The sequence below is a fragment of the Mycobacteroides sp. LB1 genome (assembly GCF_013449725.1).
Lineage (GTDB): Bacteria > Actinomycetota > Actinomycetes > Mycobacteriales > Mycobacteriaceae > Mycobacterium.
In genome coordinates this window covers 420,720-433,499 of record NZ_JACCFF010000001.1, presented here as the reverse complement: position 1 = coordinate 433,499, position 12,780 = coordinate 420,720, and the positions used below count along the sequence as shown (strand labels likewise).

Sequence of the window (12,780 nt, the reverse complement as noted above, 5' to 3'; positions counted from 1 at the left end):
ATGGCCTTGGGCAGAGCGTATTCCGTGGCGGTGAAAGCGGTGACCGGACAGACCGTTGAGATTGAAGCCGACATCAGCGCTGGGCTGCCGGGTGTGCACCTTGTTGGCCTGCCGGATGCGGCGCTACAGGAATCGCGCGACCGAGTGCGGGCAGCTATCACCAACTGCGGATTCACCTGGCCGTCTGCCCGTTTGACCTTGGCTCTATCGCCTGCGACGCTGCCGAAGATGGGCTCGGTGTACGACCTCGCGCTGGCGACAGCAGTGTTGTCGGCCAACAAGGTACTACCGCCGACACGTCTGGAGAAGACCTTGCTGCTGGGGGAATTGGCGCTCGACGGACGCGTACGCCCGGTGCGTGGTGTGCTGCCGGCGGTACTGGCCGCCAAACGTGACGGGTGGCCCACGGTGGTGGTGCCCGATGAGAATCTGGGGGAGGCGGGTCTGGTCGACGGTATCGAGGTGCTGGGGGCGCAGACCCTACGCCAGGTCACGGCATGGCTGACCGGTGCGGGCGAGCTCCAACCGGTGCCGCAGTGGAGCTTTCGGCAGCAGATTGATAGTCCGGACCTGGCGGATGTGGTGGGCCACGCTGATGCGCGGTTCGCTGTCGAGGTGGCGGCCGCCGGTGCGCATCACCTCATGCTGACTGGGCCTCCCGGCATTGGGAAAACCATGCTTGCGCAACGGCTGCCGGGACTGCTGCCGCCACTCTCTGCTGAGGAGGCGCTCGAGGTGACGGCCGTCCATTCGGTGGCGGGCCTGTTGACGGCGCGGCAGCCGCTGATCACCCAACCGCCGTTCGTCGCGCCGCATCACACGTCGAGTGTCGCCGCGCTCGTCGGCGGCGGTTCCGGTACTGCCAAACCTGGTGCGGTGAGCCGGGCTCACCGCGGTGTGTTGTTCCTCGATGAATGCGCCGAGCTGTCCACGGCGGCGCTGGAGGCGTTGCGTACACCGTTGGAGGACGGTGAAATTCGGCTGGCCCGGCGCGACGGCGTGGTCACCTACCCGGCTCGGTTCCAGCTGGTGCTGGCAGCTGTTCACTGGTCGACAGGTATGTCGGACTCTACGCGTTTGTCCCGATCGTTGTCCCCAAGCGAGTCATCCTGACCCAACTCAAGCGGTACCTGTATCACCTGCCTCGGCCCGACCGCACTCAGACCGTCGTCGGACAACGCCCCAAATGCCGCGCAATGGTCAAGTCGACTGGCGAAGACTGCACCAACTCGGCAATCTATCTCGGATCGGGAATGTTCGGCGCCCACTGCTATTCACATGCCACGCCCACCGAACGTGAGCAGTATCGCGTGCACCACGAAGTGAACGATGCCCGCCAAGCACGCTCCCATGCTGATCTGCGCAACCTTCAGCGCGCGGTGGGCAAGGAGATTGCCGCGAACTGGATCTCTATTCGGCCGCAGCATATCGAGTGGGTAGATCAGTTGGTGCCCTGACTGCGTCCATCGGTGCTGGCAGAAAAGAGGGTGGGTGTTAGCGCCCGTCCTTGATGAAACGCTGCTGACTTGCCGGTACGGACGCGCCTGCAGCCAGTGTCTGCGGGGGATATTATCTGTAACGTAATCCAGGGTGTGTAAACCCAGGTCAACGATACCGACGCCATCAGCGGCGCAGCGACCGCAAATCGGCTGCCGCTGCTGCCGATTGTGACCCGCGGCGCGCACCAATCAACCCTAGACAAAGCCCGCCGAGCAGATCGCGACAGCGAACCGTGAGCACCTCCCGCTCCGTGGAGGGCCTGGCACGGCACGCCCGGCAAGTGCGTGCCGTGACCCGCCGCAAGATCGTCAAAGCCGTGCGCGAGATGCGCAAAAAGGGGCTGGCAATCAACCCGAACGCGGTATCGCGCTACTCGGGAGTGGCCCGCAAAACCATCTACAACCACACCGACCTACTCAAACAGATCAAGGAAGCGTCCACCAAACCTATTCTGCGCCCGGCAGAAACAGCCACCAGCGCGGACACTGAGTCCACGATCATGGACGCCCTGCGGCGTCAACTGTTAACCCAAGACACCGAACACCGTGCACGAGTCGCGGAACTCAACGCCATCATCAAAGAACGCGACGATGCGCTGGCTGCCGCCCACGGCGAGATACTGCGCCTCACAGACCAATTACGGCACCAGCCCCGCGCACACCGCGCAGCAGAGGACCAGGCACCACAGCAGATCGACCGGCCAGCCGAAGGACTAGGCCCGGGCTAAAACACTTTCAGAAGGTGCGTTCGCCATCCGTGCTAGCCACGTCGCGGCCGCCGCCACCATCAGCGTGAACACGGATGCTTCCAGCTTTCCCACCGTCATTCCCGCGGCACCAGAAGCGACCGCAGCGCCGCCAAAGGCCAAGGCAAGAAACAATATCGAGTCCACAACCGTGGACACCAGGTTGCTGCCGAGAACGGCGGCGGCATAGCCGCGGCGCCTGAGCCGACTGTAGACGGCCAGGTCCGCCGCCTCGGCGGCCAAGAACGTGACGATCGAAGCCACCGCCATCGCCGCCGAAGCCACGATCATGGTCAGTGGGGCACTGGCAGCGATCACTACCAAGGTCCACCGGGCGCCGAGCCGCTCGTGGATCAGATCCCGAAGCGTCAGTTGGGCCCCCGCGAACAGCACACCAGAGGGGGCGATAAGTCCGAACCCGACAGGAATCGTGCGGGGCCCGCCGGCGCCGTGCACCGCACCTACGTGCAGGATCGCCCAATTTGCTCCCGCGATACAGGCGACGAACGCGACTACCCACGCTGCCGTCGTCGCGTGCCGGCGCACGCCCGCGCATGCGCCCCTGACGGCGATCACCGCAGCCGACCTGCCCTATGCAGAACCTCAGCATGTTTGACGCACCCTGGGCAGTTGGCGCACGGTAAGTTGGCGCGATGGCACGAGTGCGTCCATCCGATCACCGCATCCGATATACCTGACACGGCAAGCAATTCGGCTGCACTCAGGTGCGACGCCGGGGCCTGCAGCCGCACACCGCCTTCCTGCAGCCTCAGCACCGTGTCCATACCGGAGAGGAATTCGCCGCGGCCGTCCGCGTGCCGGGCTCCGTCGGAAGCTACCGTCCCGATCAGCACGGCCTCGAATCCGCGTTGCACACCCCATGCCGCCGCGATGGTGATCAGAAACTGATTGCGGTAAGGCCACCACTCCGGCGATACGCCGTCGGGGCCGCTGCCGTGAACGGTATCGGCCATCAGTCCGCGACCAATCACCGCAGCTGGCACAGAGACCGCGTCAAACGGCACCTCGAGTTCAGTGGCGACCTGCCGCGCGGCCCGCCCCTCAGCCACGGCGGGCCGCTGCCCGTAGTCGATGTACAGGCAGTGATCAGGCCGAACCCAGGCGGTCAGCGCGGCGCTATCGAGTCCACCGGAGATCAGCAGCACCGTCCTCACGAAATGGCACTTGCTGCGATGGCCGACCACACGCTGTTGTACAGGGCGCTCGACAGGTCATCGCCGACCGTTGTGCCGGTGCCGCGAGCCATCGTCCAGGTGTGCTCGGTGGGGTGTTCAGCGAAGCCGGTGACCGGGATCTGCGCGTGGGTGGCCCATCCGACCTCAAACAAGGTGCCAGGGTCGGCGCCATCGAGCACGGCCAGCACGCTGTGACAGCTCTGCAGGCCTCGCAAGTCCTTTTCTGCGACTTCGTCACCGCCGGGCCCGACCTCATCAAGAGGCGAAAACACCTCGGCTCCCAAATGAATCAGCGCTGCGCGGATAGTGCGAATGAGGTGGCGCTGCGCGGCATTGAAGAACGGGCCCGCCAGATAAATTCTCGGCGCCACGCGCCTCGGATAGGGCAGCGGCTGGCCCAGGCTGTCGAGAACGCTTTGCGATATCTGCGGGGTACCGGTCAGCGAGTGCGCGGCCGCCACTTGGGATCCGAACTGTGCCGCGGCCAAAGGGGTAGCGCCGCCCGTCCAAGCATGGATGTAGCCGGCGGAGAAGGCGTCCCCTGAACCAAGCGGATGTACCGCCGAAGTGGGAATGGCACCAAAGGTCGCGATTGTGTCGCTGTGGGCCACGAGGCCACCCAAAGCGCCGCGTTTGACCACGACCGCATCGACGCCCAGGCCCAGTAGTTCAAGGGCGGCATGCTCGACATCGCTTCGCTCTGCTGCGGCTCGTGCCTCATGTTCATTGAGTATCAGGGTGATCCGCTGGGCCTCCACGACTTTCAGTAAATCTTTGACTGTCGAGTGCTGTGGGTCGATAACCACGGTGTCGGCGGTCAGCGCCCAGGTAGTTTCGACCATGCCGAACGCCAGCACGGTGCCGCCCTGAACGTGCAGCGGCTCGGCCACAGGGCGCCCGTGTGCGGTGGTGCGATGTATCGGCGTTTCATAGGCGAAGGCAACCGAGCCGGTGCGCGGTGCCGCGTTGGCGGATACCGCCAAACTGGCGCAGACAGCATCAAATTCAGGTGCCGAACTCTCCTCGATCGCAGTCACATACGCGACGTCATCACCCAGGCTTGCCAGCAGACCCGCTGCACGCAGTCCTGACCCGAGGAGCCGATCGATCGCAGGCTCCACACAGTATTCGCGGTAGGTACCGCCCACTATCGTGATGGTCACTGGGGTATTTCCGCCTCGACAATGATGATGTCGGCGGTCACGACCTCGATTTCGGTGTCGGTCTCGATGTCGACCACAGTCTGAACCCGCACCGCATCGACGGTGGCTGTGCGGACGCGCTCTAGCCGAATCGAGTCGGGCAGCGCTACTGGTTGGGCGGGAACATAGCCGATGATGTGCCGGTCGAACGTGATCGCAACCGTATGTCCATCAGGGCCTACGGCGATGTCGACCTCGTGGCCTTCGCTGGGAATCAGGTCCGGGGCGATATCGACCAGGACTGCGTCAAACGGCAGCGCCAGCAGATATGTCGGGCGGGGCCGGATGCGGACACGGACAGGCCCCAGCGCAATGACTTCGGCTTCATAGGCGTAACCCGAATCGATGCAGGCGGTCAGGTCTTTCCAGCGTTCAGTGATAGCGCCGAGCAGATCACCCTTTTCCCGGGTGTACACGGCTAGCTGCTTGGGGGTGCCCTCCAAAATGATTTCGCAGAGGGTGCCGATTTCCAGGTCAAGTACGACCTCCGGCACCGGCGACATCACTGGAGCAACGAAAGACAGTGTGACGCAGCTAGGCCCGTTGTCCTCACGCCTGCCAACACCGCCCAAGGAATCGCGATAGTCAGAGCCTCCGCTGCCGCCCACAGCCTTCCCCCTCGCCTCGAAGCTGGCCCACGAATCAATTTAACGCGAGCTGGGCAGTTGGTGTGGGCAGTTTGCGCGGGCTAGTCCAGATCGCTCAAGTTGTGCACGCCGAACAAGGAACGGGCGCCGCGGCCCAGGGAGGCCAGCGATGACCAGATACATGCGTCCAGATCCGCAGTGCCCACCCCGCCGAGGTATGCCCAAGCCACAAACGCCTCTTCGAAAAGCCGATAGTCCCGCGGAAGCTTCCATTCGGGGTCAAACACACCCGCAGCGATCCCCGCGCGGCGGATATGGATGTCGATGACTGCGATAGCGTCGCTACGAGTCAGATTCCGTACTGCCCAGGATGCGGTCTTGGGGCCGATTCCCGGTATCTGCGTCAGCCAATCTCGCAGTTCCCGGGGGCGATCCAACCCAGGCGGCTCTCGGGTAGCTAGGTACTCGATCGCCGCGGCCAGACGCTGGGCCTTGAGGGCCGGGAACCGATACCGCACAGGCCGTTCACGGCCGGGGAGAGTCAGCGGCTCGCACAAGACGGCATGGACGTCGTGTGCACTGACAACATGACCGCCCAGCAGGTCATCGTCCTGGCATCGGGTGAATGCGGCGAAGGCTATCTGCTCGGTAATCCCGTACCCACCTAGCAGACACAATGCGACTTCCTCAAGCAACGTCGATCCGACCTGATAGGTCTGTGGGCGAGGACGTTCACGCGTCTGCTGCACCCAGAACGCAGGAGTCCCTAGATAACTGGGGTCATACCAGTGAACAGTGCGCTGCCACGCTGACCCAGTCAGGACTGCGTGCCCGCCAACGGGTTCGCTCATCACCCCCAACCGCCAAGCCTCGGCGATACGCACCGCATCGACCGTCGCCATGGGCTCTACCGCTGTCATCGCCGCCTCCTGCCGCTCATCGCTTTGTCCGCCAACTGATTCAGCGGAATGTCCAGTGCCCGCGCCACTCGGGCAATCAGGAAAAAGCCCGGTGTGGGAGTTCCGCCCTGCTCCAACTTGCGCAGCGTGTCCAGTGACACTCCCGCTTCATCGGCTACTTCAGCTGCGGTTCGCTTCCCGCGCAGGCGACGAAGCTCATCGCCAAGCTGTTTACCTTGCGCACGATCATCTTTCGACAACATGGGCCTTGGCATATCAATAACTATACCAGGATAATTATATAAGTATAGTTATTTTTACCACGGCTTTAGTCGATCTAGACAGGTCTGCAAGATTTACCGCGGCGCTGTTAACTTGTTGCAGAAAAACAGGATTGATGCATTATCGGTTGGTTCGAAACGATGGCGTCGAACCACTTGCTTCGTTGTTCACGGCTGGATATCCAGTGGGCGACGATCTTCTCGCCCGCCGCTCGTCGGAGGTTGCGTAAATCGGTGTGGGAGCGCGCTTTGTGGGCATCGTTTTCTTCGTGGTGGGCTCGATACTGTTCACGCTCGGTGGGGGTGGTGTGTAAATAGCAGTGGGCGCCAAACATTCCTGAACCGAGGTAGATCGCCGAGTTGGTGCAGTCCTCGCCGGTGGTCTTGACTAGTGAGGAGCATCTGGGGCGCTGTCCGGCGACGGTCTGGGTGCGATCTGGGCGGGGTAGTTGATATAAATGGCGTTCGAGCCTGTCGCACAGGGCTGGCATCGGCCCGACCTTTGTGGCTCCGAATCAAGCTCCGAGAGTCGCTGCTAAATCTAGTTGCAGGAGCCAGAGTTAGATCTGCCGTACGTCGTGGGCTATCGCGACGGCTTGCGGGGAGTCTGGGACGGCGTGATTGAGTAGCACGCGGCTCCGAGTTGGTGTCAGGGTGATCGTCAGATAGTGATGGGGTTTGCCGCAGGTGTAGGCGAGGCGGTTGATGCGAATGAGCGCCGAGGACACCGGCACCTCGAGTAGGCGCGCATTGGCCGGGCCCGCCAGCTCCGCGGTGAGCTCCGAGTCGATTCGGTCGAGCTCCACCCCGGTCTGGCTGAGCAAGTCGTAGAGCGCGGATTCGCGCAGCGCTGCAGATGTGATGCGGTCGGCCAGCTCGGGTGGCAGCCAGGCCGCGGTGATCATCAGCGGTTCATGCGTTCGGCGTTCCCGGCGGAGCCGTACGACGTGCAATTTCTCGCCAGGCCCGAGGGCTTCGCCAATCAGGGGCGGGGCGGTACGCAGCCCGAAATCAATGACTTCGACGGCAGTTTCGAACTGAGCCTGTCGCATCCCATCGAGGTGACTGCCGACAGGCCGCGATTTCGTCGGCAGATCCTCGCGGACAAATGATCCCACGCCCTGCCGGCGCTCGATCAAGCCTTCCTCGGCGAGGTCGGCGAGTGCACGGCGCACCGTGATCCGCGAGACCCCGAACTGCTCGCACAGCGATTGCTCGGTGGGTAAGGCGTCACCTGGTTGCATTGTCCCGCGGGAGATTTCGTCATGCAGCACCAAAAAGAGCTGCCGATGCAACGGCACACCGGCCCCAGCTGTCACGGCTCCGGGCTGGGCTGGCTGCTCTGTGGGCACGCGCTCAATGTTGGCATATCGGAGGTTGCCGATGAGCCATTAGTTGTTATATAACTATAACAACTAATGAAACGGGGTGTCATGTCTGAGACTCAGCAGAGCGCGACCGACCCGGCGGGCCCGACCGGCCAGCTGGTCACCTGGATCTATGGCTTGACGTTGGACGATGTGCCCGCACCCGTCGTCGATCGCGCCAAGCACCTGCTGCTCGATGGACTCGGTTGCGCGCTGATAGGGGCGCAGCTCCCGTGGTCCCGGGTGGCCACGGATGCGGTACTCGCGTTGGAGCCCACGGGATCGGCTGCGGTGATCGGGACCGGCCGCACCACAGCGCCGGCCGCCGCGGCGGTGCTCAACGGCACTTTTATCCAGGGCTTCGAGCTCGACGATTTCCATCCCGTTGCGCCGCTGCACAGCTGCTCGCTGTTGTTGCCTGCCTTGTTGTCAACCGCCGCACTGACCCCGCAATCGCGTGGTGATGGGCTGTTGTTGGCCGCAATCGTCGGATTCGAAGTGGGCCCGCGCGTCGGATACACATTGCACGGGTCGCAAATGCTGGATCGTGGTTGGCATTCGGGTTCGGTGTTCGGTACTCATTCGGCAGCAATGGCGGCCGGCAAGCTGCGCGGTCTGACTCCCGGCCAGCTCGAAGACGCACTTGGGTTGGCTGGTACTCAATCCGCGGGCCTCATGGCGGCGCAGTTCGAGGCCATGTCCAAACGGATGCACCACGGGTTGGCTTCACGGAATGGCTTCTATGCCGCCGGCCTGGCGCAGGCGGGTTACACCGGTATCAAGCGAGTCTTCGAGCGTGAATACGGTGGCTTCCTTAGCGTTTTCGGCGAGGGGCATAACCCGGACGCCGCAGCACTGGTCCGCGGGCTCGGCCGGCAATGGGAGACCGAGACCATCATGGTGAAGTCATACGCGGCGATGGGTGGGCTGCACGGGGCGATCGACGCCGCACGCCAACTGCGGACGCAATGCGATCCCGCCGATATCGCCCGCATCGATATCACCGTCGGGGAAACCATTTACAAGCACGGCTGGTGGACGCCCGAGCGGCCGCTGACTCCCATTGGGGCCCAAATGAACATCGGCTACGCCACCGCGGCGGCGCTGCTCGATGGCAACGTCTTGCCCGAACAATTCACGCCGCAGCGCTTGGATGCCCCGGACATTTGGCGATTGATCGAGCGCACCAACGTGCATCTTGACGAGTCTCTGGCCACTGCCCCACTTGCACAGCGCTTCCGCACCGATGTCGTGGTGACGACAGAGGACGGTGTCGTGTACCGGTCCTGCGTCGAGCTACCGCACGGCGCCCCCGGAGACCCGGTTACCAACGATGAGCTGGTCGCCAAGTTCCATGCCCTCGCCGACCGGGTCACCGACCACACTCGCGCCGAAGCAATCGAGCACGCCGTACTCGGGCTCGAAAACCTTGAGGAGATTGGCACTCTCGTCGACCTACTTGCGGCACCAGTCTCCGGCGCACTGGATTGAGATGAGCCTGCTGATGGTTACCACTCCCGCACGGAAAGCACTGCGAGAATTGCTCGATCGCGGTGATCTGATTGTGGCGCCTGGCGTTTTCGACGGTATATCGGCCCAGCTGATCAAACGCACCGGACATCACGCGGCGTACCTCACCGGTGCGGGAGTTGCGGCTTCCGGGTTTGGCCTGCCTGACATCGGACTGGTCACGCAGACGGAAATGGTTGAGCGTGCGCGGATGATTGTTGAGGCTTTGGAAGGCGTCCCGTTGATTGCCGATGCCGACACCGGATACGGGGCGCCCCTGAATGTGGTGCGGACAATGCGACTGTACGAGCAGGCAGGCGTGGCCGCTATCCAGTTGGAAGACCAGGCCTTCCCGAAGCGCTGCGGGCACTTGCCGGACAAGCAGGTTGTCTCTGCGGCAGATTTCGGACAGACATTGGCGGCCGCGCTCGATGCCAGGTCCGACGACGGCCTGCTGATCATCGCCCGCACGGATGCCCGTGCGCCACTGGGCCTTGACGCCGCTATCGATCGTGCCAACACCTATGCCGCCGGGGGCGCGGACATCGTCTTTATCGAGGCGCCGCGAGGTGTCGATGAGATCGAACGGATAGCCCGAGAAGTGCACGCTCCGTTGCTGATCAATCTGGTCCTTGGCGGACTGACACCGTTGGAATCAACGCAGCGGCTCACCGAGCTCGGCTACGCCATCGCGATCCATCCAAGCGACCCCTTGGGCCGCGCGGCATTCGCCATGCTGCAGGGCTTGTGCGAGCTAAATGGCACGGACCCCACGGCCTTGATCCCCGCTTCGCCGGCGGAATTCTTCAACCTTGTTGGCCTGTCGGAGTGGTCGGACATCGACCAGGCCCTCGCGAATCGAAAGGCCTCATCATGGGCATGACCATCGTAGAGAGCATCCTGGCGCGAAAGTCCGGCCGCGACAGCGTATCTGTGGGTGACACCGTGGTGGTAGACGTCGACATGACCGTCATGATCGACCTCCAGTTCGCCACGATGTGGATACCGCCGCTGAAGATCAATGATCCCGAGAAGCTGGCCATCGTCATGGACCACGCAGTTCCGGCACCCACATTGAAGGACGCCGCCGGTGGCCCGCATGCCCGTAGATTCGCGGCCGACTTCGGCATCGAACGTTTCTACGACGTTGGGCGCCATGGAATCTGCCATCAGGTCATTGCCGAGAACGGACTGGCCAGGCCTGGGGAAGTCCTGGCATGCACCGACTCTCACACCTGTGCGGCTGGGGCCTACAACACCGCCGCCAGGGGGCTGGGACCTGCCGAAATCTACTCGATCATGTGTACCGGCACCACCTGGTACCAGGTGGCGCCCACCATTCGCTATGAACTCAACGGCACCAAGCCGCCCGAGGTAACCGGCAAGGACATTTTCCTGTACCTCGCCAACGAATACGGAGACGCAGCCAACATGAATCTCGAATTCGGTGGCCCCGGCCTGTTCTCGGTCCCCATGCATGACAGGCGCACTATCGCCACCCAGTGTGCTGAAGTATCAGCCGATTTCAGCACATTTGAATGTGACGAAGTGCTGGAAGCATTTTTGGCCGACCACGGCGCCTCCGGCTATGTGGCCGCTCACCCGGATGGCGACGCGAGCTATCACGAGGTGCGCCGCATCGATGTGGACCGGTTGGAGCCCTACGTGGCCAAGCCCGGCACTGTCTCGCGTAACGGTGTCCCGGTTTCGGAGCTGGGGCGCACCCGAATAGACCAGGCATTCATCGGTTCGTGCGCCAACGGTCAGCTTGAAGACCTTGAGATCGCCGCAAAGATATTGCGCGGCAAGGCCGTGGCGCCGGGAGTACGGCTGCTCGTGACCCCGGCATCACAGGCGGTATATCGCGAGGCAATGCGTCGCGGCTACCTACAGGACATCGCCGACGCGGGTGGGGTGATCACCAATTCCACGTGCGGCGCATGTTTCGGCTACCACATGGGTGTGGTCGGTCCGGGCGAGGTCTGCCTGACATCAAGCACTCGCAACTTCACCGGCCGCATGGGCAGCACCGAGGCCGATATCTATATGGCGTCCCCCGCCACTGTCGCCGCATCGGCAATCACGGGCTACATCGCCGACCCAAGGAGCGTGACCGCATGAAATTCAGTGGCCGAGTATGGGTTTTCGGTGATGGGTTGAACACGGATGCGATGTACCCGGCATTCGCCATGAAAATGGAGCCGATCGAGGCAGCCAAACACGTCTTCTACGAGGTACGCCCCGACTGGACCAACCAGGTGGAACCGGGCGACGTCGTGGTGGCGGGACGCAACTTCGGTGTGGGCTCATCACGGCCCGTCGCCTCGCTGTTTGTCGAACTGGGCCTATCCGGACTGGTCGCCGAGGAATTCAATTCATTATTCTTCCGCAACGCGGTCAATGCTGGGCTCCCCGCTGTCACGTTGCCCAATGCCACGGCACTATTCAGCGAAGGTGACCACGGCACATTCGATCTGGCCTCTGGTCAATGGCGTAACGACACCACAGCCAGCTCCGGTTCTGTACCAAAACTGCCCGATCTGATCCTGGAGATCCTCGCCAGCGGAGGTGTAATGCCACGCCTGGCCGCACAAGGTTATCTGCCAACCGAGCTGGGCGATCTGTTGCGCTCAAGCGTCGTGGCCATGCGTAGCGCAGGTAGTGGGGCATGACAACACTCGTGGGACGCGCGCTGCGGCCCTTGCGTGCGAATCCAAGGCGAAGTCCACTCGCGTCCTCGAAATTGGCGGCCGTGGAAGAGATCATCCTGACCAGCCCGGATTTCTCCGACGGAGCGCCCATTCCTCTGTGGGCAGCAGGCCCAGGGGTCGGTGACAATATCTCCCCAACCTTGCGGTGGAGCCGAATTCCTAGCGCCTCGGCGCAGCTCGTTTTGCTGATCGATGATATCGATGTCCCACTGCCCAAGCCGCTGATCCACAGTGCGGCGGTACTGCAACCGTCCACTGCGGGGATCGAGGCTGGCGGGCTGCGGCGCGGGGAAGCGGGTGTGCGGATTGTTCCCACTCGGCTAGCCAAAGACGGATACTCGGGCCCCCGCCCGATTCGCGGGCACGGCCCACACCACTACCGGTTCCACCTGCTCGCATCAGATATCCCGGTACCGGAGAACGTCAACACCGTACGGGCACTACTGACAGTGCTCACCGGACGTGTCATCGCACGCGGTCAACTGACGGGAACATACGAGCGGCCCCGCTAACGGAGCGATCCAGTGCCAGCGGTGGCAGTAGATGCAGATGCACGGCGGGGCGACGCTCGAACATCAACGAAGATTGGAATTCTGCGCTAGCAGGACCGCACCGCAGTCAAACTCAGCACCAACGGTGGAATCTCCCACTTCAATCTCCACCGTAGGTACGCCTGGGTGGCATCGACATATGGCACCAAAACCTGACCGCCGATTCGCGAGGATCTGGTGGAGGCACGCCGCTGTCTTGATGGTCTGTTCGCCTCCACAGCCTTGCAAAGGG

The 12,780-nt window shown here is 62.9% G+C and carries 14 protein-coding genes and 2 pseudogenes; 8 read left to right on the top strand and 8 right to left on the bottom strand.

Going from position 1 to position 12,780, the window contains the following annotated elements:
* From MLB1_RS02210 to MLB1_RS02200, 3 genes and pseudogenes are all read left to right on the top strand, one after another.
* On the top strand, positions 1–1,113 hold the full coding sequence (locus MLB1_RS02210) for a YifB family Mg chelatase-like AAA ATPase (RefSeq protein WP_255485572.1): 1,113 nt from the start codon (positions 1–3) through the stop codon (positions 1,111–1,113).
* A 2-nt stretch (positions 1,114–1,115) separates the two neighbouring features.
* Positions 1,116–1,457, top strand: a pseudogene (locus MLB1_RS02205) (hypothetical protein); the annotation flags it as partial.
* A gap of 275 nt (positions 1,458–1,732) precedes the next feature.
* Positions 1,733–2,227, top strand: a complete 495-nt coding sequence (locus tag MLB1_RS02200) for a DUF6262 family protein (protein WP_371750543.1) — start codon at positions 1,733–1,735, stop codon at positions 2,225–2,227.
* On the opposite strand, the gene MLB1_RS24210 is transcribed toward MLB1_RS02200, so the two are convergent.
* The 8 genes and pseudogenes from MLB1_RS24210 to MLB1_RS02160 form a co-directional block, all read right to left on the bottom strand.
* The gene (locus MLB1_RS24210; RefSeq protein ID WP_371750542.1) at positions 2,213–2,821 is read right to left on the bottom strand and encodes a VUT family protein; all 609 of its coding nucleotides are present in this window, start codon (positions 2,819–2,821) and stop codon (positions 2,213–2,215) included. The genes MLB1_RS02200 and MLB1_RS24210 overlap by 15 nt on opposite strands.
* Positions 2,818–3,420: a 7-cyano-7-deazaguanine synthase gene (locus MLB1_RS02190; RefSeq protein WP_180748100.1), complete on the bottom strand. Its 603-nt coding sequence runs from the start codon at positions 3,418–3,420 to the stop codon at positions 2,818–2,820. Before MLB1_RS02190 ends, MLB1_RS24210 begins: the two co-directional genes overlap by 4 nt.
* Entirely contained in the window at positions 3,417–4,604 is a 1,188-nt protein-coding gene (locus MLB1_RS02185) for a PfkB family carbohydrate kinase (protein ID WP_180748099.1), read from the bottom strand. Before MLB1_RS02185 ends, MLB1_RS02190 begins: the two co-directional genes overlap by 4 nt.
* On the bottom strand, positions 4,601–5,137 hold the full coding sequence (locus tag MLB1_RS02180; RefSeq protein ID WP_180748098.1) for a hypothetical protein: 537 nt from the start codon (positions 5,135–5,137) through the stop codon (positions 4,601–4,603). Before MLB1_RS02180 ends, MLB1_RS02185 begins: the two co-directional genes overlap by 4 nt.
* 194 nt (positions 5,138–5,331) lie before the next feature.
* Entirely contained in the window at positions 5,332–6,150 is an 819-nt protein-coding gene (locus MLB1_RS02175) for a hypothetical protein (RefSeq protein ID WP_180748097.1), read from the bottom strand.
* Entirely contained in the window at positions 6,147–6,404 is a 258-nt protein-coding gene (locus tag MLB1_RS02170; RefSeq protein ID WP_180748096.1) for a helix-turn-helix transcriptional regulator, read from the bottom strand. Before MLB1_RS02170 ends, MLB1_RS02175 begins: the two co-directional genes overlap by 4 nt.
* 95 nt (positions 6,405–6,499) lie before the next feature.
* Positions 6,500–6,922, bottom strand: a pseudogene (locus MLB1_RS02165) (hypothetical protein); the annotation flags it as partial.
* Between the two features lie 48 nt (positions 6,923–6,970).
* Positions 6,971–7,762, bottom strand: coding sequence for a GntR family transcriptional regulator (locus tag MLB1_RS02160; RefSeq protein ID WP_371750541.1), 792 nt, complete (start codon positions 7,760–7,762; stop codon positions 6,971–6,973).
* 81 nt (positions 7,763–7,843) lie between these two features.
* Here MLB1_RS02160 and MLB1_RS02155 point away from each other — a divergent pair, with 81 nt between their 5' ends.
* Genes MLB1_RS02155 through MLB1_RS02135 form a run of 5 tightly spaced genes read left to right on the top strand, consistent with a single transcriptional unit; the run spans position 7,844 to position 12,509 of the window.
* Complete coding sequence (locus tag MLB1_RS02155) at positions 7,844–9,268, top strand: MmgE/PrpD family protein (protein ID WP_180748095.1); 1,425 nt, start codon at positions 7,844–7,846, stop codon at positions 9,266–9,268.
* 13 nt (positions 9,269–9,281) lie between these two features.
* Positions 9,282–10,169 carry an isocitrate lyase/PEP mutase family protein gene (locus MLB1_RS02150; protein ID WP_180748094.1) on the top strand — a complete coding sequence of 296 codons (888 nt, stop codon included), beginning with the start codon at positions 9,282–9,284 and terminating at the stop codon, positions 10,167–10,169.
* Complete coding sequence (locus MLB1_RS02145) at positions 10,160–11,407, top strand: aconitase/3-isopropylmalate dehydratase large subunit family protein (RefSeq protein ID WP_180748093.1); 1,248 nt, start codon at positions 10,160–10,162, stop codon at positions 11,405–11,407. The genes MLB1_RS02150 and MLB1_RS02145 overlap by 10 nt, the downstream gene beginning before the upstream one ends.
* A complete protein-coding gene (locus MLB1_RS02140; protein WP_180748092.1) occupies positions 11,404–11,958 on the top strand; it encodes a 3-isopropylmalate dehydratase in 555 nt (184 codons plus the stop codon). The genes MLB1_RS02145 and MLB1_RS02140 overlap by 4 nt, the downstream gene beginning before the upstream one ends.
* The gene (locus MLB1_RS02135; protein WP_180748091.1) at positions 11,955–12,509 is read left to right on the top strand and encodes a YbhB/YbcL family Raf kinase inhibitor-like protein; all 555 of its coding nucleotides are present in this window, start codon (positions 11,955–11,957) and stop codon (positions 12,507–12,509) included. The genes MLB1_RS02140 and MLB1_RS02135 overlap by 4 nt, the downstream gene beginning before the upstream one ends.
* The last annotated feature ends 271 nt before the right edge of the window (positions 12,510–12,780 follow it).

Bases quoted from the DNA above. Each gene is read 5' to 3' on its own strand.
- MLB1_RS02145 (WP_180748093.1), top strand. From the start codon at position 10,160: ATGGGCATGACCATCGTAGAGAGCATCCTGGCGCGAAAGTCCGGCCGC.
- MLB1_RS02140 (WP_180748092.1), top strand. From the start codon at position 11,404: ATGAAATTCAGTGGCCGAGTATGGGTTTTCGGTGATGGGTTGAACACG.
- MLB1_RS02175 (WP_180748097.1), bottom strand. From the start codon at position 6,150: ATGACAGCGGTAGAGCCCATGGCGACGGTCGATGCGGTGCGTATCGCC.
- MLB1_RS02150 (WP_180748094.1), top strand. From the start codon at position 9,282: ATGGTTACCACTCCCGCACGGAAAGCACTGCGAGAATTGCTCGATCGC.
- MLB1_RS02210 (WP_255485572.1), top strand. From the start codon at position 1: ATGGCCTTGGGCAGAGCGTATTCCGTGGCGGTGAAAGCGGTGACCGGA.
- MLB1_RS02155 (WP_180748095.1), top strand. From the start codon at position 7,844: ATGTCTGAGACTCAGCAGAGCGCGACCGACCCGGCGGGCCCGACCGGC.
- MLB1_RS02170 (WP_180748096.1), bottom strand. From the start codon at position 6,404: ATGCCAAGGCCCATGTTGTCGAAAGATGATCGTGCGCAAGGTAAACAG.
- MLB1_RS02135 (WP_180748091.1), top strand. From the start codon at position 11,955: ATGACAACACTCGTGGGACGCGCGCTGCGGCCCTTGCGTGCGAATCCA.